Below are 26,710 nucleotides of genomic sequence, written 5' to 3'. Positions count from 1 at the left end.
CGGCTCGGGCGGTCCGCCCTGCCACGCCTCCGGACCGGACACGGCGGGCTAGCCCTTGGCCGCGGCCTTGGCGGCCTTCCCGGTGGACTTCGCGGGGGCGGGGACCGACTTGGCGGCCTCCTCCGCAGCGGGACCCGCCGCGTCCGCGCCGGGCTCGCCCGCCGCGGCGTCGGCCTTGACGCCCACGCCCAGCTTGTCCTTGATCTTCTTCTCGATCTCGTTGGCGAGGTCGGGATTGTCCTTGAGGAAGTTGCGGGCGTTCTCCTTGCCCTGGCCGAGCTGGTCGCCCTCGTAGGTGTACCAGGCACCGGCCTTGCGGATGAAGCCGTGCTCGACGCCCATGTCGATCAGGCCGCCCTCGCGGCTGATGCCCTGGCCGTAGAGGATGTCGAACTCGGCCTGCTTGAAGGGCGGGGCGACCTTGTTCTTGACGACCTTGCATCGGGTGCGGTTGCCGACCGCCTCGGTGCCGTCCTTCAGCGTCTCGATGCGGCGGATGTCGATGCGCACCGAGGCGTAGAACTTCAGGGCCCGGCCACCGGTCGTGGTCTCCGGGGAGCCGAACATCACGCCGATCTTCTCGCGGAGCTGGTTGATGAAGATCGCGGTGGTCTTGGACTGGTTGAGCGCGCTGGTGATCTTGCGGAGGGCCTGGCTCATCAGGCGGGCCTGGAGGCCCACGTGGGAGTCGCCCATCTCGCCCTCGATCTCCGCGCGCGGCACCAGGGCGGCCACGGAGTCGATGACGATCAGGTCGAGCGCGCCGGAGCGGACCAGCATGTCGACGATCTCCAGAGCCTGCTCGCCGTTGTCCGGCTGGGACAGGATCAGGTTGTCGATGTCGACGCCGAGCTTCCTGGCGTACTCGGGGTCGAGCGCGTGCTCGGCGTCCACGAAGGCCACCGTGCCGCCGGCGCGCTGGGCGTTGGCCACGGCGTGCAGGGTCAGGGTCGTCTTACCGGAGGACTCCGGTCCGTAGATCTCCACCACGCGGCCGCGCGGGAGGCCGCCGACGCCGAGGGCGACGTCGAGAGCGGTGGACCCGGTGGAGATGACCTCGATGGGCTCGTTGGGCCGCTCGCCGAGGCGCATGACGGCGCCCTTGCCGAATTGCCGTTCAATCTGTGCGAGCGCGGCGTCCAGGGCCTTCTCGCGGTCGGTGCCTGCCATGGGTTCCACCCGGTTTGCTTGAGTCGATCGCTTCACGTCCACGACGCTAACGCCTGCCACTGACAATGCGCCCGGGCGTCGCCCCGACCCTGTGGATAACTCGCTCCCACGGGCCCGGGACACCCATGAGAATGGATGTTCGATTTTGCTGTCAAACCGCCACGGCGTACGTCTTCACACCCGATGAGGAGCGCCGAGGAGAAGGCGGGAAGAGGGCGGGAGAGCCGTGGGAGGACGGCGGGAAGAAGACGATCAAGCCGACGGTCAAGCCGGCGATCAGGCCGCCGGGCCGCCCGGGATCAGCGCCTGTCCTCGGGGATCTCCACCGCCCTGCACACGGCCCGCCACACCTCCTTGGCCCCCCAGCCGGCGTCCAGCGCCTGGCGCACGGTCCTCCCGCCCAGCTCGGACATCACGTGATCGCTCGCGAACGAGTCGGCGTACGCCGCTCCGAAGTAGTCCGCCATTCGCTGCCAGAAGACCGTCAACCGCATGGTCCAAGTATCCCGCCCCTGAGAGTGCAGCCGCGCACGAGCCGCTGACCGGGGCCGCCGCGCACCCTACGGTCTTGTCCATGGCCCCATCCGGAGCATCCGCCGTAGCCCGCGCCGAGCACTTCGTGTGGCTCACCGCCCGCGTGCTGGAGCAGCGCAGATTCGCCTACCACTTCCTGGGCGGCGGCCCCGACGCCGTCGAGGCGGCCCTGACCGCCTACCGGGGCGACGACGGGGGCTACGGCCACGCGCTGGAGCCCGATCTGCGCGGCCCGGTGAGCCAGCCCCTGCACACCGCCCACGCGCTGCGCGTGCTGGACGAGATCGGCCGCTGCCGGGACCGCCGCATGGAGCCCGTGTGCCGCTATCTGACGGCGGTCTCCACCCGGGAGGGCGCGCTGCCCGCGCTCCACCCCTCGCTGCGGGGCTACCCCTCGGCCCCCCGGATCCCGGTGGTGGACGACCCGCCGAGCGATCTGCTGGCCACCGGCCCCGTGGTCGGCCTGCTGCACCGCAACGAGGTGTGGCACGCGTGGCTGTTCCGGGCCACCGACTTCTGCTGGACCGCCGTCGAGGCGCTCGGCAAGGGGGCGCGCACCCACCCGTACGAGGTCGAGGCCGCCGTCGCCTTCCTGGACGGGGTGCCGGACCGGCAGCGGGCGGAGGCGGCCGCCGAGCGGCTGGGCCGGGCCGTGCGGGAGCAGCGGCTGGCGGTGCTGGACCCGCCGCGGGCCGCGGACTTCCCGCTGCCCGAGGGGTACGCGCCGGGCGAGCACCGCTTCCCGCACGACTTCGCGCGGACGCCCGGCTCGGTGGCCCGTGCGTGGTTCACCGACGCCGAGTTGGAGCGCTCGCTGGACCACCTCGCCGCCGAGCAGCGGGAGGACGGCGGCTGGCCCGTCAGGCGGCGGGCGTGGGCGCCGGGCACGGCCCTGGAGAGCCGGCCGATGGCGACCCTCGACGCCCTCCTCACCCTGCGCGCATACGGGCGGAACATCTAGGGGGTGTCCGGTGGGTCAGCACAGGCCCCGCGACTCCCCCAGCTACCGCTGGGAGGTGCCCCCAGCACCAGACGCCGCGGGGCCCGCACCGACCCACCGGACACCCCCTAGCTCCGCGCCCCCCGCCACAGCCCGGAAACCCCCGCTGACCTGCGCGTCCGGGGCGTTGTCAGTGGTGCGGTGCACGATGGGGGGCATGGCGACCGACAAGGCGGACGGCAGGGCGGCAGCGGCGGATCCCGCGGCGGCCCTCGCCGCGTTCTCCCCCGCGACCCGCTCCTGGTTCACGGGGGCCTTCAGCGCACCGACGACCGCCCAGGCGGGCGCCTGGCGGGCGATCGGCGCAGGGTCGGACGTGCTGGTCGTCGCGCCGACCGGCTCGGGCAAGACCCTGGCCGCCTTCCTCGCCTCCCTGGACCGGCTGGCGAGCACCCCGCCGCCCGCCGAGCGCCGCAGGCGCTGCCGCGTGCTCTACGTCTCCCCGCTCAAGGCCCTCGCCGTGGACGTCGAGCGGAACCTGCGCAGCCCGCTCACGGGGATCCGGCAGGAGTCCGTGCGGCTCGGGCTGCCCGAGCCGGACATCCGCGTCGGCATCCGGTCCGGCGACACCCCGGCCGCCGAGCGCCGCGCGCTGGTCACCCGGCCGCCGGACATCCTGATCACCACTCCCGAGTCGCTGTTCCTCATGCTGACCTCCGCCGCGCGGGAGGCTCTCGCGGGTGTGGAGACGGTCATCCTGGACGAGGTGCACGCCGTCGCCGGGACCAAGCGCGGCGCCCACCTGGCCCTGTCCCTGGAGCGGCTCGACACGCTGCTCCCCCGCCCCGCCCGGCGCATCGGCCTGTCCGCGACGGTGCGTCCGGTGGACGAGGTGGCGCGCTTCCTCTCGCCGCAGCGCAAGGTGGAGATCGTCCAGCCGCCGTCCGGCAAGGAGTTCGACCTGTCGGTGGTCGTGCCGGTCGAGGATCTCGGGGAGCTGGGCGGCTCGCCCGTGCAGGAGGCCGGCGACGGCAAGGAGCGGCCCTCGATCTGGCCCCATGTCGAGGAGCGCATCGCCGACCTCGTCCAGGCCCACCGCTCCACGATCGTGTTCGCCAACTCCCGCCGCCTCGCCGAGCGGCTGTGCAACCGGCTCAACGAGATCGCCCACGAGCGGGCCACCGGCGAGCCGCTGCCCGAGCACCACTCCCCCGCCGAGCTGATGGGCGGGTCCGGCCCCGCCAAGGGGGCCGCCCCGGTCCTCGCCCGCGCCCACCACGGCTCGGTCTCCAAGGAGCAGCGGGCGCTGGTCGAGGAGGACCTGAAGGCGGGCCGGCTGCCGGCCGTCGTCGCCACCTCCAGCCTGGAGCTGGGCATCGACATGGGCGCGGTCGACCTGGTCGTCCAGGTCGAGTCGCCCCCGTCCGTGGCCTCCGGGCTCCAGCGCGTGGGCCGCGCCGGGCACCAGGTGGGCGCGGTCTCCACGGGCGTCGTCTTCCCCAAGTACCGGGGCGACCTGGTGCAGGCGGCCGTGGTGACGGAGCGGATGCGGCAGGGAGCCATCGAGTCGCTGCGCGTCCCCGCCAACCCGCTGGACGTGCTGGCCCAGCAGATCGTCGCCATGGCGGCGATGGACGACTGGGACGTGGACGAGCTGCTGGCCCTGGTGCGGCGCGCCGCGCCCTTCGCCGCCCTGCCCGAGTCCGCCTACACCGGTGTGCTCGACATGCTCGCGGGGCGCTATCCCTCCGACGCCTTCGCGGAGTTGCGGCCGCGCCTGGTCTGGGACCGCGTCGCGGGTACGGTCTCGGGGCGCCCGGGCGCGCAGCGGCTGGCCGTCACCTCCGGCGGCACCATCCCCGACCGCGGTCTGTTCGGCGTCTTCCTGGCGGGCGCGGACCCCAAGAAGGGCGGCGGCCGTGTCGGGGAGCTGGACGAGGAGATGGTCTACGAGTCCCGGGTCGGCGACGTGTTCACCCTCGGCACCACCTCCTGGCGGATCGAGGACATCACCCGCGACCGCGTCCTGGTCACCCCCGCCCCCGGCGTGCCCGGGCGGCTGCCCTTCTGGAAGGGCGACCAGCTGGGCCGGCCGCTCGAACTCGGCCGTGCCCTGGGGGCGTTCCTGCGCGAGGTCGGCGGCATGCCGCCGGAGGCCGCCCGCGGGCGGCTGACCGCCGCCGGGCTCGACACCTGGGCCGCGGACAACGTCCTGTCGTACCTCGACGAACAGCGCCGCGCCTGCGGGCACGTGCCCGACGACCGGACCATCGTCGTCGAGCGGTTCCGCGACGAGCTGGGCGACTGGCGCGTCGTCGTCCACTCCCCCTTCGGCGCCCAGGTGCACGCCCCCTGGGCCCTGGCCCTGGGCGCCCGGCTCGCCGAGCGGTACGGCATGGACACCCAGGTCATGCACGCCGACGACGGCATCGTGCTGCGGCTGCCCGACGCGGACCTGCTCGGCCTCGACCCGGCCCTCGCCGACCCGGCCCGGCAGGGCACGGAGTACGACGGCGAGCAGTCGCCCGTCGGCGCCTCCGACGTCACCTTCGACAAGGGCGAGGTCGGCGGGATCGTCACCGACCAGGTCGGCGGCTCGGCGCTGTTCGCCTCCCGCTTCCGGGAGTGCGCCGCCCGCGCCCTGCTGCTGCCCCGCCGCAACCCCGGCCGCCGCACCCCGCTGTGGCAGCAGCGGCAGCGCGCCTCCCAGCTCCTCCAGGTCGCCGGGGAGTTCGGCTCGTTCCCGATCGTCCTGGAGGCCGTCCGCGAGTGCCTCCAGGACGTCTTCGACGTCCCCGGCCTCGCCGAGCTGATGGGCGACGTCGAGGCCCGCCGGGTGCGGCTGGTCGAGGTGACCACCCCCGAGCCCTCCCCGTTCGCGCGCTCGCTGCTCTTCGGCTACGTCGCCCAGTTCCTCTACGAGGGAGACTCCCCGCTCGCCGAGCGGCGGGCCGCCGCGCTCTCCCTCGACTCGCGGCTCCTGGCCGAACTGCTGGGCCAGGCCGAGCTGCGCGAGCTGCTCGACGCCGAGGTGCTGGCGGAGCTGGAGCGGGAGTTGCAGTGGCTGACCGAGGACCGCCGGGCCAAGGACGCCGAAGGCGTCGCCGACCTGCTCCGGCTGCTGGGCCCGCTGACCGACGGCGAGCTGGCCGAGCGCGGCGCCGAGCCTTCCTGGGCCGGGGAGCTGGCGGGGGCCCGCCGTGCCCTGCGCGTCCGGATCGCCGGCCGGGACCACTGGGCGGCGGTCGAGGACGCCGGGCGGCTGCGCGACGCGCTGGGCACGGCCCTGCCCGTGGGCGTGCCCGAGGCCTTCACCGAGCCCGTCAAGGATCCGCTCGGCGACCTCCTCGCCCGCTATGCGCGCACCCACGGCCCGTTCACCTCGGCCGAGGCGGCGGCCCGCTTCGGCCTCGGCACGGCGGTGACCGACGGCGCCCTGCACCGGCTGGCCGCGGGCGGGCGCATCGTCCAGGGGGAGTTCCACCCCGCGGGCATCGGCCAGGAGTGGTGCGACGCCACCGTCCTGCGCAGGCTGCGCCGCCGCTCCCTGGCGGCGCTGCGGCACGAGCTGGAGCCGGTGCCCCCGGCCACCCTCGCCGCGTTCCTCCCCAAGTGGCAGCACATCGGCGCCGACGGCCTGCGCGGCACCGACGGCCTGCTGCGGGCCGTCGAGCAGCTCCAGGGCGCCCCGGTGCCCGCGTCGGCCCTGGAGAAGCTCGTCCTGCCGGCGCGCGTGACGGACTACTCCCCGGCCATGCTGGACGAGTTGACGGCCTCGGGCGAGGTCGTCTGGGCCGGTGCGGGCGCCCTCCCCGGCAAGGACGGCTGGGTCTCCCTGCTGCTCGCCGACGCGGCCCCTCTGCTGCTGCCCGCCCCGCACCCGCTCGAACTCTCGCCCCTGCACCGGGCCGTGCTCGACGCGCTCTCCGGCGGATACGGCCTGTTCTTCCGTCAGATCGCCGAGCGGGTCCGCGCCGCGGAGCCCGAGTCCGGCGACCCGTCCGGCACGGACGCCCGGATCGCCGAGGCCGTCTGGGACCTCGCCTGGTCCGGCCGGCTCACCAACGACACGCTCGCCCCGCTGCGCTCGCTCCTCGGCTCGGGCCGCACCGCGGGCTCCACCGCCCACCGCGCGCGGCGCCCGGTGCCCCGCGGGCGGTACGGATCCGCGCTCGCCTCCCGCACGGGCCTGGCCGGAGCGATACGGCCCACCGCCTCCCGCGGCGGCCCGCCGACGGTCGCGGGCCGCTGGTCGCTGCTCCCGGAGCGCGAGCCCGACCCCACCCACCGCGCGCACGCCCTGGCACGCACGCTGCTGGACCGGCACGGCGTGGTGACCCGCGGGGCCGTCGCCGCCGAGGGCGTGGAGGGCGGTTTCTCCGCGGCCTACCGCGTGCTCTCCGCCTTCGAGGAGAGCGGCCTGGCCCGCCGCGGCTATGTGGTCGAGGGCCTGGGCGCCGCACAGTTCGCCATGGAGGGCGCGGTCGACCGGCTGCGGGCGGCCGGCACGGCCCGCGAGCGGTCCGGCGGGGTCCCCGAGGCGCCCTGGGCGCCGTCGAGCAGCACCCCCCGGCCCGCCGGGAGCCGCGCGGTCGTCCTCGCCGCCGCCGACCCCGCCAATGCCTACGGCGCCGCCCTGCCCTGGCCCGAGCCGCCCGCCGGGGCGGCCCACAAGCCCGGCCGCAAGGCGGGCTCCCTGGTGGTGCTGCTCGACGGCGCCCTGGCGCTCTATGTGGAGCGCGGCGGGAAGACCGTCCTGGCCTGGCCCCAGCAGGAGGGCGCCGAGGCCGCCGATGCGGACGACCCCGGGCTGCACGAGGCGGCCGCGGCCCTGGCGGAGGCGGCCCGCGCGGGCGCGCTGGGCACCGTCACGGTCGAGCGGGTCAACGGCGCCCCGGCGCTGACCTCCCCGCTGGGCGCGCTGCTGGAATCCGTCGGATTCCACGCCACACCGCGCGGTCTCCGCCTGTGCGCCCCCTGAACCACGCGACATCATTGATCACATGCCCGAAGGAGACACCGTCTGGCGCACCGCGCGGAACCTCCACGACGCCCTGGCGGGCGAGCCGCTGGTCCGCTGCGACCTGCGCGTACCCAGGCTCGCGACGGTCGACCTGACCGGCCGCAGGGTGACCGAGGTCGTGCCCCGCGGCAAACACCTGCTCACCCGCTTCGAGGGCGGCCTCACCCTCCACTCCCATCTCGGCATGGACGGCTCCTGGCAGATCCGGGGCCCCGGCGGGCCGCGCGGCAGCGGCGTCCCGCAGCACCAGGTCCGCGCCGTCCTGGCCAACGCCGGGCACACCGCGTTCGGCTACCGCCTCCCCGTGCTGGAGCTGCTGCGCACGGGTGACGAGTCCACGGTCGTCGGCCATCTGGGCCCCGACCTGCTCGGCCCCGACTGGGATGCGCAGGAGGCGCTCGACCGGCTGCTGGCCGACCCCGGCCGGGCCGTCGGCGAGGCCCTGCTGGACCAGCGCAACCTGGCCGGCATCGGCAATGTCTACAAGTCCGAGCTGTGCTTCATGCTCCACGTCTCCCCCTGGGCGCCGGTGGCGGCCGTCCCCGACCCCGAGCGCCTGGTGGTCCTCGCCAAGAAGCTGCTGGAGGTCAACAAGGCCCGCACCGCCCGCATCACGACGGCCGATGCCCGCCCGGACCGCCGGCTGTGGGTGTACGGGCGCGCCGAGCACCCCTGCCGCCGCTGCGGCACCCCGGTCCTCGCCGCCGGCCAGGGCACTCCGGGCCAGGAGCGCACCACCTACTGGTGCCCCCACTGCCAGCCGGGTCCCCCGCCCGCCGACCTGTGAGCCACGGACCGGGTACGAGCAGGGCCTGGGCGGGGTGCGGCACCCGCACGGCTGAGCCGGGCGGGTGAAACTACCGCTTCACCACAGCGCCTTCATCACAGGACCTTCGCCAAAGCACCGCAGCCACACAGCGCGCCACAACGCCCGCCCGGAACCCCCGGGCCACACGGCCCCTCACAGCCCCCGGCGTCCGCCCGCATGCCGCCCCCGTCCCCGTCCGGCGGCCCCCGCCGCCCGGGTCCCCCCGGGCCTCCGGCGCGTCCCCTTGGCGCCCCGCTCCCGGATGCCCCGGCCCGCACGCCCCTGGTGCCGACCCTCGCTCCGCGCACGCCTGCGCCCCCTGGTCCATGGCACGCAGTGCACCGGCAGCAGGCTCAGCCCCCACCCCCCGGATGCGACCAGCCCCTCCACGAACCCCGTCCGCCCCGGCTGCACCAGCAGCCGGAACACCGCCCAGCACCACAGCGCGCCGAGCGCGCACACCAGCACCCGCTCCGCCGGGCTCAGAGCAGGCCCCAGGGCCTCGCCGCGGTCGGGTATCCGGGCCTCTCGGCGGCCCCAGCCTTCGTGCCGGACCATCGTTGCCTCCTTCGGCCGGGGCGGGGGGCGGGCGTCGGCAGGGCGCCCGCCGCGCGTCAGTCGGGGGGCTCTCCACGCAGCATGGCCAGCTCCCGCTCCAGTTCGACGATCGTGCGGTCGCGCCGGTGCAGCTCGACGATGACCCGCTGCTCCCCCTCGTGCATGCCCTCCTGGTAGACCGACCGCACGAAGGCACCCGCCGTGGCCTGGTCGAGGTCCGAGACCATCATCAGCTCGTTCGTGAACCGGATCACCGGATGCTCGCGCATGTCTTCAGGAGACCGCGCCCGGCCCGCCTCCGCCACCCGGCCGCACGCGGGCCGCCCGTACGCCGTGTGCTCAGGCGTTCTCCGCCTGGAACATCCAGTGGTGCTTCTCCAGGTCACCCGTGAGGCCGATGAGGATGTCCTGGGTGACCGGGTCCGGATCCGCCGTCGCCAGGACGCGCTCGCGCATCCTCGTGATCACCGCACCGAGCGCCTCGACCATGGTCCGGACCGCTTCGGGGTCCTTGATCCAGCCGCCGCCGACCGTGCCGATGCCGCTCGTCCTGGCAACCGTGTCGGCCCGCCCGTCGGGCGTGATGCCGAGCGCGGAGGCGCGTTCGGCCACGGTGTCCGCATGGGTCCGGGCGCTGGCGACGACCTCGTCGAGCTGGAGATGCACGGAGCGGAAGCGCGGGCCGATGACGTTCCAGTGGACCTGCTTGGCCACGAGGGAGAGGTCCACGAGGTCGACGAGCGCCCCTTGGAGGGCATCACCGACGATCTTGCGGTCCGGCTCGGACAGCGGGCTCTTGACGACGGACATCCGCTTCCTCCTGTTCCACACCCATCAGGGATGTTTCCATCAGGAATGTTCCGTCCCAGTCTCTCCGCCCGGGCACCAGGGCGCGAAACGGGCGGAAAAACACAAGGATCCCGGTCGGGCCTGCCGACCGGGATCTCCCAGGTGAAACAAGTGAAACAACGCTTCCGGACTGTGCCGGGCGGACCGCTCCGGTCCGGACCCGGGGCCCGGGCCGTCCCGGCCCGTCTCAGGCCGCGACCACGTCCACGGCCTCCGCCGGTGCCTTGATGGTCACGCGCTCCCCCGGAACGCCCGTCACGGAAGTGACGGACACCGAATTGAACATCGGCCGCATCGGCGCGGGTACCGGCTCGCTCGCCGCCGCCGACTGCGCCAGCTCGGCGAGCGACAGTTCGTCACTCACCTCGCGCATGACCTCGGACATCCGAACGTCCAGAGCGTCGCAGATTGCGGAGAGAAGCTCGGAGGACGCCTCTTTCTGCCCGCGCTCGACCTCGGAGAGATAACCGAGCGAGACCCGTGCCGACGAGGAGACCTCGCGCAGAGTGCGGCCCTGGCGTTGGCGCTGCCGACGCAGCACGTCACCCAGCAGGCGACGGAGCAGAATCATCGGTGGCTCCCTCCTTGGACCGCGAATCCGGTTCCTTCACGCCCCACCGTACCGCCTCGGGGTGCGGCCGTGCGGGGAGCTATGTCGTGTTCACTCAGGGCTGCAAACATCAATTCCCCCCGTGCTGTTCCGTATCCTTTGCCCCCGCGTTCCCCGTGAGTTCGCGCATGAGCAGCGCGAGGACCGCTCGTACGCTCTGCGCCCGGATGCCGTCCCGGTCGCCGTCCAGCGACAGCTCCCGCACGGCGCCCGCGCCGGCCGGCCCGGCGACGGCGACGAACACCGTGCCGACGGCCTTGCCGTCCTGTGCCTCGGGGCCGGCGACCCCGGTCGTGGCGACCCCCCAGTCGGCACCCAGCAGCGCCCGGACGCCGCGCGCCATCTGCCGGGCCACCTCGGCGTCCACCGCCCCGCGCCCGGCGAGCAGCGGCCCGTCGACACCCAGCACGTCGCGCTTGACCTCACCGGCATACGCCGTGACGGAGCCCCGCACCGCACGGGAGGCCCCCGGCACGGCCGTCAGCTCGGCGGCGACCAGACCGCCCGTGAGCGACTCGGCGGCGGCGACCGTCTGCCCCCGCTCCACCAGCGCAGCGAGCACTTCGGGGGCGCCGCCGACCGCCGCGCTCACCGTGCGGACCCCCCGGTCCGCGCGGCCCGCCGCAGCCGGAAGGCGTGCCGGATGTAGTCGAGCCCGGTGGAGACGGTCAACACCACGGCGACCGCCATCACCCAGAAGCGCAAGGTGGCCAACGGGCCCTCGAGGGGCAGGATGTACATGCCGACGCCCACGCCCTGGGCCAGCGTCTTCAGCTTGCCGCCGCGGCTGGCCGGGATGACCCCGAGCTTGATGACCCAGAACCGCATCAGCGTGATGCCGACCTCGCGGAAGAGGATCAGGCCCGTCACCCACCAGGGCAGGTAGTGGAGGGCGGACAGGCAGATCAGCGCCGCGCCCATGATCGCCTTGTCGGCGATGGGGTCGGCGATCTTGCCGAAGTCGGTGACCAGGTTGTAGGTGCGCGCCAGGTGCCCGTCGAACAGATCGGTGATCATGGCGACGGCGAACGCCGCCCAGGCGAAGGAGCGCCAGGCCGGGTCGGAGCCGCCGCCGTGCATCATCAGCAGGACGAATCCGGGCACCAGGAGCAGCCGCACCATGGTGAGGATGTTGGCGATGTTCCACAGCCCGGCCGGCCGCGCGCCCGTCGCCGAGGCCGGGCCTCCAGCGGCGGAGGCCGGGAGTCCGCTCATCTGCCCGCCTCCTCGGTACACCCGCCCTCGAAGCCCAGCGGCTCCGCGACGAGGTCCACGCCCTCGCTGCCGACCACCTTCGCCGTGATCATGCTGCCGGGCACCGGTGCGTCCGCCCCGTCGGCCATGACCAGCAGGGTCTGGCCGTCGGTCTCGGGCGCCTGGTGGGCCGCTCGGCCGATCACGCCGTCCTCGTCGTCCACGCGGTCGACGAGTACTTCGATCGTCTCACCGATGCGCTCCTCCGCGCGCTGCGCGGTCAGCTCCTCGGCCAGCCGGGAGATGTGCGCCAGGCGCTCGGCGACGACCTCGGGGTCGAGCTTGTCCTCGTAGGTGGCCGCCTCGGTGCCCTCCTCGTCCGAGTAGCCGAACACGCCGATGGCGTCCAGCCGGGCCCCCACCAGGAAACGTTCCAGCTCGGCGAGGTCCTCCTCGGTCTCACCGGGGAAGCCGACGATGAAGTTGGAGCGGGCGCCGGCCTGCGGCGCCTTGCCACGGATGGTGTCGAGCAGCTCCAGGAAGCGGTCGGTGTCGCCGAAGCGGCGCATCGCCCGCAGCACGCCGGGGGCCGAGTGCTGGAACGACAGGTCGAAGTAGGGGACGACCTTCTCCGTGGAGGTGAGCACGTCGATCAGGCCGGGCCGCATCTCGGCGGGCTGGAGGTAGCTGACGCGGATGCGCTCCAGGCCGTCCACGGCCGCCAGCTCCGGCAGCAGGGTCTCCAGCAGCCGGATGTCGCCGAGGTCCTTGCCGTAGGAGGTGTTGTTCTCGGAGACCAGCATGATCTCCTTCACGCCCTGCTCCGCCAGCCAGCGCGTCTCGGAGAGCACGTCGGAGGGGCGGCGGGAGATGAAGGAGCCGCGGAACGAGGGGATGGCGCAGAAGGAGCAGCGCCGGTCGCAGCCGGAGGCGAGCTTCACCGAGGCGACGGGGCCGCCCTCCAGGCGGCGGCGCAGCGGCGCGCGCGGACCGGAGGCCGGGGCGACGCCGTCGGGCAGGTCTTCCGGGGCGGCCGTCTCCTGGGCGGGCGCCTCCTGGGCGTGGCCCGGGAGGGCGATCTTTCCGGAGTCCCCCGCACCCTGCCGCTCGGCGGGGCTGATCGGCAGCAGCTTGCGCCGGTCGCGGGGGGTGTGGGAGGCGTGGATGCCGCCGGAGAGGATGGTCCGGAGGCGGTCCGAGATGTCGGTGTAGTCGTCGAAGCCGAGCACGCCGTCGGCCTCGGGGAGGGCCTCGGCCAGCTCCTTGCCGTACCGCTCGGCCATGCAGCCGACGGCCACGACGGCCTGGGTGCGGCCGTGCTCCTTGAGGTCGTTCGCCTCCAGGAGGGCGTCGACGGAATCCTTCTTGGCGGCTTCGACGAAGCCACAGGTGTTGACGACGGCCACATCGGCATCGGCGGCGTCCTCGACGAGGTCCCAGCCATCCGCCGCCAAGCGGCCTGCCAGCTCCTCCGAGTCCACCTCGTTACGGGCGCAGCCAAGTGTGACAAGAGCGACGGTACGGCGTTCGGGCATAGGGCTCAGCCTACTTTGTCCCGGACCCGCATCGGCTGCCGAGTGGCATGCGGGCGCGGAGAGCCTGGTCACCCGGTGGCTCTCCGCGCCCGCTCGTGCGCCGTCGTACCGTGCCGGCCGTTCCCGCTGATCAGCGCCCGGGCCCCGTGCCCACCGGGCCCGGCACCGCCCGGTCAGCCCGCCGCGGGGTCCCCGCGGGTGTAGCTCAGGCGCTGCACCTGGCCGTCACCGCCCAGGTTCTTGACCTCCTTGCCGTTCACGAACAGTTGCACGGCCCCGGCGTTGCCCAGCACCAGGTCGATGCGCTTGCTGTCCGTGAAGGTCTTGGAGGCGCCCTGCTTGAGCACGCCCTCGTCGAGCACCTGGCCGTTGTGGTCCTTGGCGGACATCCAGGTCTGGCCGTTCTCGGCGGTGAGCTTGACGGTCACCTTGTTGGCCGGGACGCCGGCGATGGCGCTGGCCGAGGCCTCCGCCTTGGGGTCGGCCGAGGCCTTCCCGGCCTTGCCGGAGCCCGGCTTGTGGCTGGGGGCCGCGGAGGGCTTGGCGGAGGCCGGGTCGGCGGTGACCGAGCCGGCCTTGCCGCTGCCGTTGAAGAGCGTGAACCCCACGAAGCCGACGACCGCCACGATCGCGGCGACCATGGCCGCCGTCCAGTTGGGGCGGCGCGGCTCGGGCCGGATGCGCTCGGCGTCGAAGAGCGGGGCCGCCGGGGTCGGCGCGGGCCGGCCGCCGTGGTCCGCGTCGTACTGGGCGACGAGCGGGGCCGGATCGATGCCTACGGCACGCGCGAGCGTACGGATATGTCCTCTGGCGTAGACGCGCCCACCGCAGCGGGTGAAGTCGTCCTGTTCGATCGCGTGCAGGATCGGGATGCGTACACGGGTGGTCGAACTGACTTCGTCTACCGTCAGTCCGGCACTGATGCGGGCCTGCTGGAGGGTTCGTCCGACGGAGGGGCGGTCGTCCTCTGGAGACTCTGGAGAGTTGCCGATGGACACGTGGGCGCCTTTCGAGCGTGCAGCCACCTGCTGGAGATTCAGTCTAGGGGGGATACGAAACGGTCAAGCAAGCGGGAAGCCGGACTTTGTAGGCCATCAGAAGGCTCTGTGGTAACGGCGGTGGCACATCGCCCCTCCCCCCTCGCTCAACTGCGCTCCCGCTCGAGAGAAACGGTTGACCGGGGACCCTTTCCAGTGGTTACGGATCCCGGCGGATCACATCCCGCCGTCCCCGCGGATGACCGCGAGCACCCCGTCCAGCTCGTCGGGCTTCACCAGCACGTCACGCGCCTTGGAGCCCTCGCTGGGCCCCACGATGTTGCGCGACTCCATCAGGTCCATGAGTCTGCCCGCCTTGGCGAATCCCACACGCAATTTCCGCTGGAGCATCGAGGTCGAGCCGAATTGGGTGGACACCACCAGTTCGGCCGCCTGGCACAGCAGATCGAGGTCGTCCCCGATGTCCTCGTCGATCTCCTTCTTCTTCGCCGAGCCGACCATGACGTCGTCGCGGAAGACGGGCGTCATCTGGTCCTTGCAGTGCTTGACCACCGCCGCGACCTCGCCCTCGGTCACGAAGGCGCCCTGCATGCGGGTGGGCTTGTTGGCCCCCATGGGCAGGAAGAGGCCGTCGCCCTTGCCGATGAGCTTCTCGGCGCCGGGCTGGTCGAGGATGACCCGGCTGTCGGCCAGCGAGGAGGTGGCGAAGGCGAGCCGCGAGGGCACGTTCGCCTTGATCAGGCCGGTGACGACGTCGACGGACGGCCGCTGGGTGGCCAGCACCAGGTGGATGCCGGCGGCGCGGGCGAGCTGGGTGATGCGGACGATGGAGTCCTCCACGTCGCGCGGGGCCACCATCATGAGGTCCGCCAGCTCGTCCACGATGACCAGCAGGTACGGGTACGGGGACAGCTCGCGCCCGCTGCCCTCCGGCGGCTTGACCTTCCCGGCGCGCACGGCGGCGTTGAAGTCGTCGATGTGCCGGAAGCCGAAGGCGGCCAGGTCGTCGTAGCGCAGGTCCATCTCGCGCACGACCCACTGGAGGGCCTCGGCGGCCCGCTTGGGGTTGGTGATGATCGGCGTGATCAGGTGCGGGATGCCCTCGTAGGCCGTCAGCTCGACCCGCTTGGGGTCGACCAGCACCATCCGCACGTCCTCGGGAGTGGCGCGGATCATGATCGAGGTGATCAGGCAGTTGATGCAGGACGACTTTCCGGAGCCGGTGGCGCCGGCGACCAGGATGTGGGGCATCTTCGTCAGGTTGGCCGTCACATAGCCGCCCTCGACGTCCTTGCCGAGGGCCACGAGCATCGGGTGCTCGTCCCCGGCCGCGTCCGCGAGGCGCAGGACGTCGCCGAGGTTGACCATCTCCCGGTCGGTGTTCGGGATCTCGATGCCGACGGCGGACTTGCCGGGGATCGGGCTGATGATCCGCACGTCCGGGCTGGCGACGGCGTAGGCGATGTTCTTGGTGAGCGCGGTGATGCGCTCGACCTTCACGGCCGGGCCCAGCTCCACCTCGTAGCGGGTGACCGTCGGGCCGCGGGTGAAGCCGGTGACGGCGGCGTCGACCTTGAACTCCGCGAAGACGTTGGTCAGCGAGGCCACTATGGCGTCGTTCGCAGCACTGCGGGTCTTGCCGGGGCCGCCGCGCTCGAGCAGCTCGAGCGAGGGCAGCGCGTAGGTGATGTCCCCGGCGAGCTGGAGCTGCTCGGCCCGCGGGGGCAGCCCGGCCGGGGGCTCGGGGGCGGGCTTGGTGAGGTCGGGGACCGCCCCGGCGGGCCGCGGGGTCCGCTCCTCCACGGCCGGGGTGCGGCGCGCGGCGCGGGTGGTGGGCTGCTCGTCCGCGCGCCCCCCGGCCGTGGCGATGCCACTGCTGAGGTCGGCGACGAGCGGGGAGGGCTGGACGCCGTGCAGCACGGCGCCGTCCAGTGCGGCAGCGGCGGCCGCCGCGAGGTCCACCGCGTCCGGCTCGCGGCCGGGCGGGGGCTCCACGGCCGCCGGGCGGCGGGGCCTGCGGCGCTTCTCGAGGGCCTCTTCCTCGGCCCGGCCGGGGTCGGCGGCGGGCGCGCGGCGCGGCCGCCGGGCGGGGGCGGGGGCCTCGCGCCACTCGTCGTCGTACTCGGCCCAGCCGGCTTCCGGCTCGTACTCGTCGGGGTGCGGCTCGACGACCCCCAGCCGTATGCCGAGCTGCCGCAGCCGCCGCGGGATGGCGTTGACGGGCGTCGCCGTGACCACCAGCAGACCGAAGACGGTGAGCAGCATCAGCAGCGGTACGGCCAGTACCTCGCCGACGGTGAGGACGAGGGGTTGGGAGGCGGCCCAGCCGATCATCCCGCCGGCGTCCTGAAGGGCCTGGGAGCCGTCGCCGCGCCCGGGGGATCCGCAGGCCACGTGGACCTGCCCGAGGACGCCGAGGACCAGCGCCGACAGGCCGATGACGATCCGTCCGTTGGCCTCGGGCCGCTCGGGATGGCGGAACAGCCGGAACGCCATGATGCCCAGCAGTATCGGCACCACCAGGTCGAGGCGGCCGAAGGCGCCGGTGACCAGCATCTTGACGAGGTCGCCCACGGGCCCCTCGAGGTGCGACCAGGTGCCCGCGGCGACGACCAGCGCCAGGCCGAGGAGCAGCAGGGCGAGCCCGTCCTTGCGGTGTGCGGGATCGAGGCCCTTCGCGCCCCGTCCGACGCCGCGGAAGAGCGCTCCGGCGCCGTGCGCCAGCCCGCGCCCCGCCTTGCGGGCGCCGCCCGCGGGGCGCTTGGCGGCGGCCTTCTTGGCGGGTGCCTTGCGTGCGGGAGCCCGGCCCGCTGGCTTGGGCGGCGCCTTCTTCGCGGGCGCCTTGGCGGGTGCCTTCCTGGGGGCGCTCCCGGATCGTCCGGCGCGCTGCTTCGAGGTGCCCGCCGTGCTCTGGGAACCCTTGCCGGACGTACGTGAGGCCATGGTGCCGAGATTACCGTTGTCCGCCGTTCGGTACACGTGCGGGCAGGCGTTCACCCGTTCGTGTCGTGATGCGGCGGTGAAGCCGGTGACGCGGCGTCAAACGGCCGCCCGGCAAGGGCGCGGGACCGGCGGGGCCGTCAGCTCTGGGTGGGCACCGGGCTCGCGCCGCTGCCCGCTCCCGGCTCCAGGGCGTCGAGGGCCCGGCGGAGGCCGGTGAGCTTGCGCTCGAGGTGGGCGGCGGTGGCCACGGCGGCCGCGTCGGCGGACTCGTCCAGCTGCTTGGAGAGGGCCTCGGCCTGCTCCTCGACGGCGGCGAGCCGCGCGGACAGCTCCGCGAGCAGCCCTGCGGGCTCCTGGGGCTCGACGGCGCCGGCCCGTCCGTTCTCCAGCTGGAGGCGCAACAGGGCGGCCTGCTCGCGGAGCTGGCAGTTCTTCATGTACAGCTCGACGAACACGGAGACCTTGGCGCGCAGCACCCACGGGTCGAAGGGCTTGGAGATGTAGTCCACGGCACCGGCCGCGTAGCCCCGGAAGGTGTGGTGCGGGCCGTGGTTGATGGCCGTGAGGAAGATGATCGGGATGTCCCGGGTCCGCTCCCGCCGCTTGATGTGCGCGGCCGTCTCGAAGCCGTCCATGCCGGGCATCTGCACGTCCAGCAGGATCACCGCGAAGTCGTCCGTCAGCAGCGCCTTGAGCGCTTCCTCCCCTGACGATGCCCGCACCAGTGTCTGATCGAGCGCCGAGAGGATGGCCTCCAGCGCCAGCAGATTTTCCGGCCGGTCATCGACCAGGAGGATCTTGGCCTTCTGCACCATGCCCCGTCCTCCTCGTCCCGGCTTGGGGTCTCCCCGGCTCACGGAGCCGGGGGAAGCACCGGGCGCCGCCCCAGGGGACGACTCCCTCGCGCCGCCCGTCCTTGTGCCGGTCATGGTAGCCGCACCCCGCCTGTCACCACACCCTGTCACCGCGATGTCACCGTGCACGTAGCAGAAACGCGGTGGGGGACCAGAAGGTTCCCCGAATACCGCGGTCCCACACGCCTTCGGCCACACTCAGTCAGCAGATCGTCAAATAGTGAACGAGATTCCGTCACTCTGCGCGCATCCACTGCTCCATCACCGTCAGAAGATGATCCGTGTCGACCGGCTTGGTGACATAGTCGGACGCTCCGGCCTCGATGCTCTTCTCCCGGTCGCCCTTCATCGCCTTCGCCGTCAGCGCGATGATGGGCAGCCCCGCGAACTGCGGCATCCTGCGGATCGCCGCCGTCGTGGCATAGCCGTCCATCTCCGGCATCATGATGTCCATCAGGACCAGCACGACGTCGTCGTGCTGCTCCAGCACCTCGATCCCCTCACGGCCGTTCTCCGCGTAGAGCACCGAGAGCCCGTGCTGCTCCAGCACGCTGGTGAGGGCGAACACATTGCGGATGTCGTCGTCGACGATCAGCACCTTCTCGCCGTTGAAGCCCCCGCTGAAGCCCTCGTGGACCGGCTCGCCCCGGTCGCCGTACACGTCGAACGGCACCGTCCCGGGCCCGGCGAAGGCGGTGCGCCCCGTCCACGCGCCCTGCGCCGCGGCGCCGCCGGCCCCGGCCTCGGGGAACGCCTGGGCCTGCCGGGCGGCCTGGGCGGCGCGCCGGCGGCGCAGGAAGAGCCCGGCGGCCTGGCGGGCGGGCGAGCCCTCCTCCGCCGCGCCGGTCCCCTCGGCGGCCGGCTCCTGCGGCAGCGCCGCGGTGCCGTCGGCCTCGGGCTGGGGGAAGCCCTGGGGCGGCAGCTCGCCCGGGCTCAGCGGCAGGTAGAGGGTGAAGGTCGAGCCGCGGCCGGGCTCGCTCGCCGCGTCGATCTCGCCGCCGAGCAGCCGGGCGATCTCCCGGCTGATGGACAGCCCCAGGCCCGTGCCGCCGTACTTGCGGCTGGTCGTGCCGTCCGCCTGCTTGAACGCCTCGAAGATGACCCGCATCTTGCTCTGCGCGATGCCGATGCCGGTGTCCGTGACCGAGAAGGCGATCAGGTCGGCGTCGGCGTCGCGCAGCGAGCCCGCCTCCAGCAGCTGCTCGCGGATGCTGTCCGGCACGTCCGCGCCGGCCGGCCGGATGACCAGCTCGACGGCGCCGGTGTCGGTGAACTTCACGGCGTTGGACAGCAGGTTGCGCAGCACCTGGAGCAGCCGCTGCTCGTCGGTGTGCAGCGTCGCCGGCAGCTCCGGCGAGACCCGCACCGAGAAGTCCAGGCCCTTCTCCGCCGTCAGCGGCCGGAAGGTCGCCTCCACGTAGTCCACGAGCTGGACCAGGGCGATCCGGGTCGGGCTGACGTCCATCTTGCCCGCCTCGACCTTCGACAGGTCCAGGATGTCGTTGATCAGCTGGAGCAGGTCCGAGCCCGCGCCGTGGATCGTGTCGGCGAACTCGACCTGCTTCGGGGAGAGGTTGCCCTCCGCGTTGTCGGACAGCAGCTTGGCCAGGATCAGCAGGGAGTTGAGCGGCGTGCGCAGCTCGTGCGACATGTTGGCCAGGAACTCGGACTTGTAGCGCATCGAGACCGCGAGCTGCTCGGCGCGCTCCTCCAGCACCTGCCGGGCGTCCTCGATCTCGGTGTTCTTCACCTCGATGTCACGGTTCTGCCGGGCCAGCCGCTCGGACTTCTCCTCCAGCTCGGCGTTGGAGATCTCCAGGGCCTTCTGCCGGTTCTCCAACTCCGCCGAGCGCTCGCGCAGTTGCTCGGTCAGCTCCTGCGACTGCTTGAGCAGCACCTCCGTCTTGGTGTTGACGCTGATGGTGTTGACGCTCGTGCCGATCATCTCGGCGATCTGGCTGAGGAAGTCCTTCTGGATCTGGGCGAACGGCTGGAAGGACGCAAGCTCGATGACGCCGAGGACCTGCCCCTCGAACAGCACCGGCAGAACGATGACGTGCGCCGGGGGCGCCTCGCCCAGCCCGGAGGCGATCTTCAGGTAGCCCGGCGGCACGTTCTCCACCAGGATGGTGCGCTTCTCCTTGGCCGCCGTGCCGATGAGCGACTCGCCCGGGCGGAAGGAAGTGGGCATCGAGCCCGAGGAGTAGCCGTACGAGCCGAGCATCCGCAGCTCGTACGCGCCCTCGGTGCCCTCGGCGCCCTCGCCCTCCTGCTGCTGCCCGGTCGGCATCGCCAGGAAGAACGCGCCGTGCTGGGCGGAGACCACCGGGGTCAGCTCGCTCATGATCAGCCCGGCGACGTCCTCCAGGTCCCGGCGGCCCTGCATCAGGCCGGAGATCCGGGCGAGGTTGCCCTTGAGCCAGTCCTGCTCCTTGTTGGCGAGCGTGGTCTCGCGGAGGTTGGCGATCATCGTGTTGATGTTGTCCTGGAGTTCCAGGATCTCGCCGGCCGCATCCACGTCGATCTTGAGGTTGAGGTCGCCGCGGGTCACGGCCGTGGCGACCTCGGCGATGGCCCGCACCTGGCGCGTCAGGTTCCCGGCCATCTCGTTGACCGACTCCGTCAGGTCGCGCCAGGTGCCGTCCACGTCCCGCACCCGGGCCTGACCGCCCAGCTGGCCCTCGGTGCCCACCTCTCGGGCCACACGCGTGACCTGGTCGGCGAACGAGGACAGCTGATCCACCATCGTGTTGATGGTCGTCTTCAGCTGGAGGATCTCGCCGCGCGCATCGATGTCGATCTTCTTGGTGAGGTCGCCCTGGGCGATGGCGGTGGTCACCATCGCGATGTTGCGCACCTGGCCCGTCAGGTTGGAGGCCATCGAGTTGACCGACTCGGTGAGGTCCTTCCAGGTGCCGCTCACGCCCGGGACGCGCGCCTGGCCGCCGAGGATGCCGTCGGTGCCCACCTCGCGCGCCACCCGCGTGACCTCGTCCGCGAAGGACGACAGCGTGGTCACCATGGTGTTGACGGTGTCGGCCAGCTGCGCGACCTCGCCACGCGCCGCCACCGTGATCTTCTTGGTGAGGTCGCCGTTGGCGACCGCGCCTGCGACCTGCGAGATGTTGCGGACCTGGCTGGTCAGGTTGTTGGCCATCAGGTTGACGTTGTCGGTGAGGTCCTTCCAGATGCCGGTGACGTCGCGCACCCGCGCCTGGCCGCCCAGCCGACCCTCGGTGCCCACCTCGCGGGCCACCCGCGTGACCTGCTCGGCGAAGTCCGACAGCTGATCCACCATCGTGTTCACGGTCGTGACGAGTTCGAGGATCTCGCCCTTGGCGTCGACGGTGATCTTCTTCGACAGGTCGCCCTTGGCCACCGCCGTGGTGACCTCGGCGATGTTCCGCACCTGGGACGTCAGGTTGTTGGCCATGAAGTTGACCGACTGGGTGAGGTCCTTCCAGGTGCCCGAGACGCCCTGCACCTCCGCCTGGCCGCCCAGGATGCCCTCGGTGCCCACCTCGCGCGCCACCCGCGTGACCTGGTCGGCGAACGACGAGAGCTGATCCACCATGGTGTTGAGGGTGTTCTTCAGCTCCAGGATCTCGCCCCGGGCGTCCACGTCGATCTTCTGCGAGAGATCGCCGCGTGCCACCGCCGTGGCCACCTGGGCGATGTTGCGGACCTGGGCGGTCAGGTTGCCCGCCATGCTGTTGACGGAGTCGGTGAGGTCGCGCCAGACGCCGGCCACGCCCGGCACCTGCGCCTGCCCGCCGAGCCGTCCCTCCGTGCCCACCTCGCGGGCCACGCGCGTGACCTGGTCGGCGAACGAGGACAGCTGGTCGACCATCGTGTTGATGGTGTTCTTCAGCTCCAGGATCTCGCCGCGCGCATCCACGTCGATCTTCTGCGACAGGTCGCCGCGCGCGACCGCCGTGGTCACCTGGGCGATCTGCCGCACCTGCGAAGTCAGGTTCCCGGCCATGAAGTTGACGGAGTCGGTCAGCTCCTTCCAGGTGCCGCTGACGCCGTCCACCCGGGCCTGGCCGCCGAGCCGACCCTCCGTGCCCACGTCCCGCGCCATGCGGGTGACCTGGTCGGCGAAGGAGGAGAGCTGGTCCACCATCGTGTTGACGGTGTTCTTCAGCTGGAGCATCTCGCCGGAGACGTCGACCGTGACCTTCTGCGAGAGGTCGCCGTTGGCGACGGCCGTGGTCACCTGCGCGATATTGCGGACCTGGCCGGTGAGGTTGCGGAAGGCCGTGTTCACCGAATCGGTCAGGTCCTTCCACGTACCCGCCGCACCCGGCACCTGCGCCTGACCGCCCAGCTCGCCCTCGACGCCGATCTCCCGCGCCACACGTGTCACTTCGGCACCGAAGGACTGGAGTTGGTCCACCATCCCGTTGACAGTGTTCTTCAGCTCCAGCATCTCGCCGGAGACGTCGACCGTGACCTTCTGCCCCAGATCGCCGTTGGCGACGGCCGTCGTCACCTGCGCAATGTCCCGCACCTGGCCGGTGAGGTTACGGAAGGCCGTGTTCACCGAATCGGTCAGGTCCTTCCACGTACCCGCCGCACCCGGCACCTGCGCCTGACCGCCCAGCCGGCCCTCCGCGCCGACCTCGCTCGCCACCCGCGTCACCTCGTCGGCGAACGTGCGCAGCGTCTCCGTCATCTGATTGATCGTCTCGGCCAGCTGCGCGACCTCGCCGCGCGCGCTCACCGTGACCTTCTGCGACAGGTCGCCGTTCGCGACCGCCGTCGTGACCTGCGCGATCCCGCGCACCTGGGCCGTCAGATTGCCGGCCATGAGGTTCACCGAGTCGGTGAGGTCCTTCCAGACCCCGGCCACACCGGGCACCTGGGCCTGCCCGCCCAGCTCGCCCTCGGTGCCCACCTCGCGGGCCACACGCGTGACCTCGGAAGCGAAGGAGGAGAGCTGGTCCACCATCGTGTTGACGGTGTTCTTCAGCTCCAGCATCTCCCCCGCCACGTGCACCGTGACCTTCCGGGAGAGGTCGCCCTTGGCGACGGCCGTGGTCACCAGCGCGATGTCACGCACCTGGGCGGTCAGCCGGGAGGCCATCGTGTTGACGGAGTCCGTCAGGTCCTTCCACGAACCCGACATACCGCGCACCCGAGCCTGCCCGCCCAACTTGCCCTCGGTGCCCACCTCGCTGGCGACGCGCGTCACCTCGTCGGTGAACGCCGACAGCTGGTCCACCAGGCCGTTGACCGTCCGCCCCACCTTGAGGAACTCGCCGCGCAGCGGGTGCGCCGCCCCGTCCGCCCCCACGGAGCGCAGGTCCATCCGCTGCTCCAGGTCGCCCTCGGCGACCGCCGACAGCACCCGGCCCACCTCGGACACCGGCCGCACCAGATCGTCGACCAGCGCGTTCGAGGCGTCGATCGCCGAAGCCCAGGCCCCCTCGCAGGCGCCGACCTCCAGCCGCTCGGTGAGCTTTCCCTCCCGGCCGACCACCCGCCGCACCCGGGCCAGCTCCCCCGTGAGCTGCAGATTGCGGTCGGCGACCTCGTTGAAGACGGCGGCGATCTCGGCCATGACCCCGTCGCCCGAGACCGTCAGCCGCTTGCGGAAGTTCCCGTCCCGCATCGCCTCCAGCGCGGACCGCAGCCGGTTCAGGGCCGCGGTGTCCACCTCCGTCGTCCCATTGGGCCGGGACCGTCCGCTCTTCGCACGCGTGCTCACGCCCCGCGCCGCCGCGCCAGACTCCACCGTGTCCCTCCCGCTGGGTCGATCTTCCTCGCCGGGCTTCCGCTCCGAGCTTTCCCAGTGTTTCACCTCGGCCCGAGCAGGCCATAACAGTCGGCAGCATCGCACACGGTCCACCGGCACCCCCAAGTGTGGAATCCCTGTGCACCGGCATCCGCGCACCCGGCGGAGGTAAGTAACCTGGCATCCGGCCAGGGCAATGGAGGGGCGCTGCACATGGGTGAGCAGATCGCCGAGACGCAAACGAGGAGACCTGTGATCACCGCGCGGGCTGCCGCCACCTTCGAGCCGGTCGGACGCTCGGTCGCCGCCGCCCGGGCCTTCGTCCGGGACACCCTCCAGGGCTGGGGCTTCCCCGACGTCATCGACGACGCCGTCGTCCTCACCAGCGAGCTGGTCACCAACGCCGTCGTGCACGCCGGCACCGCCGCCGACGTCCTGTGCGCCCGCATGGCCACCGGCGTGCGCGTCGAAGTCGCCGACCGCTACCCCGAGCGCGAGCTTCCGCTGCAGAGCCCCGGCGCCCGCTTCGGCGGCGTCGACCGCGAGGGCGGCCGCGGCCTGCTGCTGTGCGGCGCCCTGGCCTCCCGCTGGGGCGTCGAGTACAGCGCCGCCCGCAAGACCGTCTGGTTCCGCCTCGACCTGCCCGAGCGCCCCGCCGGCACCAGGTCCGCCGGCCCTGCCCTGCCCGCCGAGGCACTGCCGGTCGCCGACACCCGCGTCCGGGTGGCCGTCGTGCAGATCGACCGCACCGGCACCATCAGCTCCTGGAACGACGACGCCCAGGAGCTGTTCGGCTTCACCGCCGACCAGATCACGGGCAAGCCGCTCGCCGACCTCGCCGCCTGGCCGCACACCCCCGGCACCTCCACCGGCATCGCCGAGGCCCTGCGCCTGTCCCGCTGGGAGGGCTCCTACGGCATAAGGGGCGCGGACGGCCGCGTGGTCCCCGTCTACGCCTCCCACCTGCGCGTCCGCGACAACGCCGGAGCCCCCTCCACCGTCTGCCTGCTGGTGCGCGACGAGGAGCGCGCCGTCCTCCAGAGCCCGCCCCGGTCCGCGGCCGCCGACTCGGGCGGCACCGACCGCGGCGCGGTCGCCGACCCGTTCGAGGTCTTCATCGGCTCCCCCGCCCCGGACGACCTGGACGGTCTCCTCCAGCGCACCGTCGAGCGCGCCCGCGACATGCTGGACGGCGACGCCGCCTACCTGCTGCTCGCCACCGACGACGAGACCGAGCTGGAGGTGCGCGCCTCCACCGGCCTCCCCTCCGCCCGCCAGCGCTTCGCCCGCGTCCCCGTCGAAGCGGGCACCGGCCGCTACGGCTCCGCACGGATGCCCGCCGTCCACGACGACCTCAGCGCCGTCCCGGGAGCGGTCCCCCTGCTCGCCGACACCGGCATGCGCTCGGTCGTCACCGTTCCGCTCAAGGTCGAGGGCCGGCTCACCGGCTCCCTCGGCGTGGCCGCCGAGGCGCCCTGCCGCTACGGCAACGAGGAGGCCCTGCGCCTCCAGTTCGCCGCCGACCGCATCGCCCTGGCCGTCGAGTCCGCGCGGCTGGGCGAGCTGGAGCGGCTGCGCCGCGGCTCGCTCTCCTTCCTCGTCGAGGCGTCGGACCTGCTCGCGGGCACCCTCGACCGGGACCAGACGCTGGCCCTCATGGCCCAGATGACGGTCCCCACCCTGGCCACCTGGTGCGCGGTCTACACCATCGCCGACCAGAGCTCGGATCCGGAGCTGTCCTACGTCCTGCACGAGGACGAGGACCGCATCGACGGCCTCAAGGCCCTGCTCTCCAAGGTCGCCCCGCCGGACCCGGTCCCCACCCCCGGCGCCCGCGTCTGGACCGCGCCCTCCGAGGCCGCCCACTCGGCCGCGCTCCGCACCTCCCTGCGCAGCCTCGGCCTCACCGACGCCACGGGCCGCATCCCCGGCCCGGGCGCCTCCCTGGCCACAGCGGCCGCTGTCGGCGGCGAGACGGTCGTCCTGCCGCTGGTGGCCCGCAACCGCGTCATCGGCATGCTGACCCTCGGCAAGCCGACCGACGACCACTTCCGCCAGGAGATCCTCGAACTCGCCGAGGACCTCTCCCGCCGCGCCGCCCTCGCCCTGGACAACGCCCGCCTCTACAGCGAGCGCACCGCCATCAGCCAGAGCCTGCAGCGCAGCCTCCTCCCGCCCGAACTGCCCGACGTCCCGGGCGTGGAGGTCGAGGTCATCTACCGCGCGGCCGGCGAGGGCAACGAGGTCGGCGGCGACTTCTACGACCTCTTCCCCATCCGCGACGGCGCCTACGGCTTCGCCATCGGCGACGTGTGCGGCACGGGCCCGGAGGCGGCGGCCGTCACCGGCCTCGCCCGGCACGCGCTGCGCCTGCTCGCCCGCGAGGGCTTCGGCGGCCCGGCGGTCCTCGAGCGCCTCAACACCGCCATCCTGGACGAGGGCGCCCGCAGCCGCTTCCTCACGCTCCTCTACGGCGAGCTGTGGCCGCAGTCCGACGGCAGCGCGATCCTCAAGGTCGTCTGCGCGGGCCACCCGCTGCCGCTGCGCCTGCGGCAGGACGGCACGGTGGCGCCCGCGGCCGACCCCCAGCCGCTGCTGGGCGTCATGGACGACCTGGAGCTGTACGAGCAGACGGTCACGCTCGCCCCGGGCGACGTCCTGCTCTGCGTCACGGACGGCGTCACCGAACGCCGCGAGGGCACGCGCATGCTGGGCGACGACGGGCTGACGGACGTCCTGGCGACGTGTACGGGCCTCACCGCGGGCGCCGTCGCGGCACGCGTCCTGCGCGCGGTCGAACGTTTTGCTGCCGAGCCGGCCTCGGACGACATGGCCATTCTCGCCATGCGGGTGCCGGAGCATCAGGAGTCCTGAAGGCCTTGCGGACCTGAGGGCCCGCAGGCCTGACGGTCAGGCATGTACCGAGGGGAAATGAAGAAGGCCCCCGCCATAGG

Annotated in this window: 17 protein-coding genes; 4 read left to right on the top strand and 13 right to left on the bottom strand. The window is 72.8% G+C overall.

Annotated features, from left to right (window positions below; genetic code table 11):
• Positions 1-48: 48 nt before the first annotated feature.
• A complete protein-coding gene (recA, locus tag AC1Z4A_RS24565) occupies positions 49-1,170 on the bottom strand; it encodes a recombinase RecA (protein WP_483682026.1) in 1,122 nt (373 codons plus the stop codon).
• A gap of 299 nt (positions 1,171-1,469) precedes the next feature.
• Positions 1,470-1,664 (bottom strand): DUF3046 domain-containing protein, encoded by a 195-nt coding sequence (locus tag AC1Z4A_RS24560; RefSeq protein ID WP_483682025.1) that lies wholly within the window; start codon positions 1,662-1,664, stop codon positions 1,470-1,472.
• A gap of 80 nt (positions 1,665-1,744) precedes the next feature.
• Here AC1Z4A_RS24560 and AC1Z4A_RS24555 point away from each other — a divergent pair, with 80 nt between their 5' ends.
• From AC1Z4A_RS24555 to AC1Z4A_RS24545, 3 genes are all read left to right on the top strand, one after another.
• Entirely contained in the window at positions 1,745-2,665 is a 921-nt protein-coding gene (locus tag AC1Z4A_RS24555) for a hypothetical protein (protein ID WP_483682024.1), read from the top strand.
• A gap of 196 nt (positions 2,666-2,861) precedes the next feature.
• Entirely contained in the window at positions 2,862-7,625 is a 4,764-nt protein-coding gene (locus AC1Z4A_RS24550) for an ATP-dependent helicase (protein WP_483682023.1), read from the top strand.
• Positions 7,626-7,647: 22 nt separating this feature from the next.
• The gene (locus AC1Z4A_RS24545) at positions 7,648-8,454 is read left to right on the top strand and encodes a DNA-formamidopyrimidine glycosylase family protein (protein WP_483682022.1); all 807 of its coding nucleotides are present in this window, start codon (positions 7,648-7,650) and stop codon (positions 8,452-8,454) included.
• 174 nt (positions 8,455-8,628) lie between these two features.
• On the opposite strand, the gene AC1Z4A_RS24540 is transcribed toward AC1Z4A_RS24545, so the two are convergent.
• The 11 genes from AC1Z4A_RS24540 to AC1Z4A_RS24490 form a co-directional block, all read right to left on the bottom strand.
• Positions 8,629-9,033, bottom strand: coding sequence for a hypothetical protein (locus tag AC1Z4A_RS24540; protein ID WP_483682021.1), 405 nt, complete (start codon positions 9,031-9,033; stop codon positions 8,629-8,631).
• Between the two features lie 56 nt (positions 9,034-9,089).
• Positions 9,090-9,302, bottom strand: a complete 213-nt coding sequence (locus tag AC1Z4A_RS24535) for a hypothetical protein (protein WP_483682020.1) — start codon at positions 9,300-9,302, stop codon at positions 9,090-9,092.
• A 70-nt stretch (positions 9,303-9,372) separates the two neighbouring features.
• Positions 9,373-9,843 carry a Dps family protein gene (locus AC1Z4A_RS24530; RefSeq protein WP_483682019.1) on the bottom strand — a complete coding sequence of 157 codons (471 nt, stop codon included), beginning with the start codon at positions 9,841-9,843 and terminating at the stop codon, positions 9,373-9,375.
• Between the two features lie 226 nt (positions 9,844-10,069).
• Positions 10,070-10,453, bottom strand: a complete 384-nt coding sequence (locus tag AC1Z4A_RS24525) for a helix-turn-helix domain-containing protein (protein WP_086566431.1) — start codon at positions 10,451-10,453, stop codon at positions 10,070-10,072.
• Between the two features lie 109 nt (positions 10,454-10,562).
• Positions 10,563-11,084 carry a CinA family protein gene (locus AC1Z4A_RS24520; protein ID WP_483682018.1) on the bottom strand — a complete coding sequence of 174 codons (522 nt, stop codon included), beginning with the start codon at positions 11,082-11,084 and terminating at the stop codon, positions 10,563-10,565.
• The gene (gene pgsA / locus AC1Z4A_RS24515) at positions 11,081-11,707 is read right to left on the bottom strand and encodes a CDP-diacylglycerol--glycerol-3-phosphate 3-phosphatidyltransferase (protein ID WP_483682017.1); all 627 of its coding nucleotides are present in this window, start codon (positions 11,705-11,707) and stop codon (positions 11,081-11,083) included. The genes AC1Z4A_RS24520 and pgsA overlap by 4 nt, the downstream gene beginning before the upstream one ends.
• Positions 11,704-13,221, bottom strand: a complete 1,518-nt coding sequence (gene rimO / locus AC1Z4A_RS24510) for a 30S ribosomal protein S12 methylthiotransferase RimO (RefSeq protein ID WP_483682016.1) — start codon at positions 13,219-13,221, stop codon at positions 11,704-11,706. The genes pgsA and rimO overlap by 4 nt, the downstream gene beginning before the upstream one ends.
• A gap of 173 nt (positions 13,222-13,394) precedes the next feature.
• The gene (locus tag AC1Z4A_RS24505; RefSeq protein WP_483682015.1) at positions 13,395-14,219 is read right to left on the bottom strand and encodes a helix-turn-helix domain-containing protein; all 825 of its coding nucleotides are present in this window, start codon (positions 14,217-14,219) and stop codon (positions 13,395-13,397) included.
• Positions 14,220-14,435: 216 nt separating this feature from the next.
• On the bottom strand, positions 14,436-17,162 hold the full coding sequence (locus AC1Z4A_RS24500; RefSeq protein WP_483682014.1) for a DNA translocase FtsK: 2,727 nt from the start codon (positions 17,160-17,162) through the stop codon (positions 14,436-14,438).
• Between the two features lie 137 nt (positions 17,163-17,299).
• Positions 17,300-17,977 (bottom strand): response regulator, encoded by a 678-nt coding sequence (locus tag AC1Z4A_RS24495; protein WP_483682013.1) that lies wholly within the window; start codon positions 17,975-17,977, stop codon positions 17,300-17,302.
• A gap of 274 nt (positions 17,978-18,251) precedes the next feature.
• Entirely contained in the window at positions 18,252-23,756 is a 5,505-nt protein-coding gene (locus AC1Z4A_RS24490) for a HAMP domain-containing protein (RefSeq protein ID WP_483682012.1), read from the bottom strand.
• A gap of 213 nt (positions 23,757-23,969) precedes the next feature.
• Between AC1Z4A_RS24490 and AC1Z4A_RS24485 the strand changes: the two genes are divergently transcribed.
• Positions 23,970-26,630 (top strand): SpoIIE family protein phosphatase, encoded by a 2,661-nt coding sequence (locus AC1Z4A_RS24485; protein WP_483682011.1) that lies wholly within the window; start codon positions 23,970-23,972, stop codon positions 26,628-26,630.
• Positions 26,631-26,710 lie beyond the last annotated feature (80 nt).

The sequence above is a fragment of the Streptomyces sp. 17_S59 genome, from assembly GCF_056930295.1.
The sequence above is the reverse complement of the archived record's forward strand: the minus strand, read 5'-3'. Positions and strand labels throughout refer to the sequence as shown.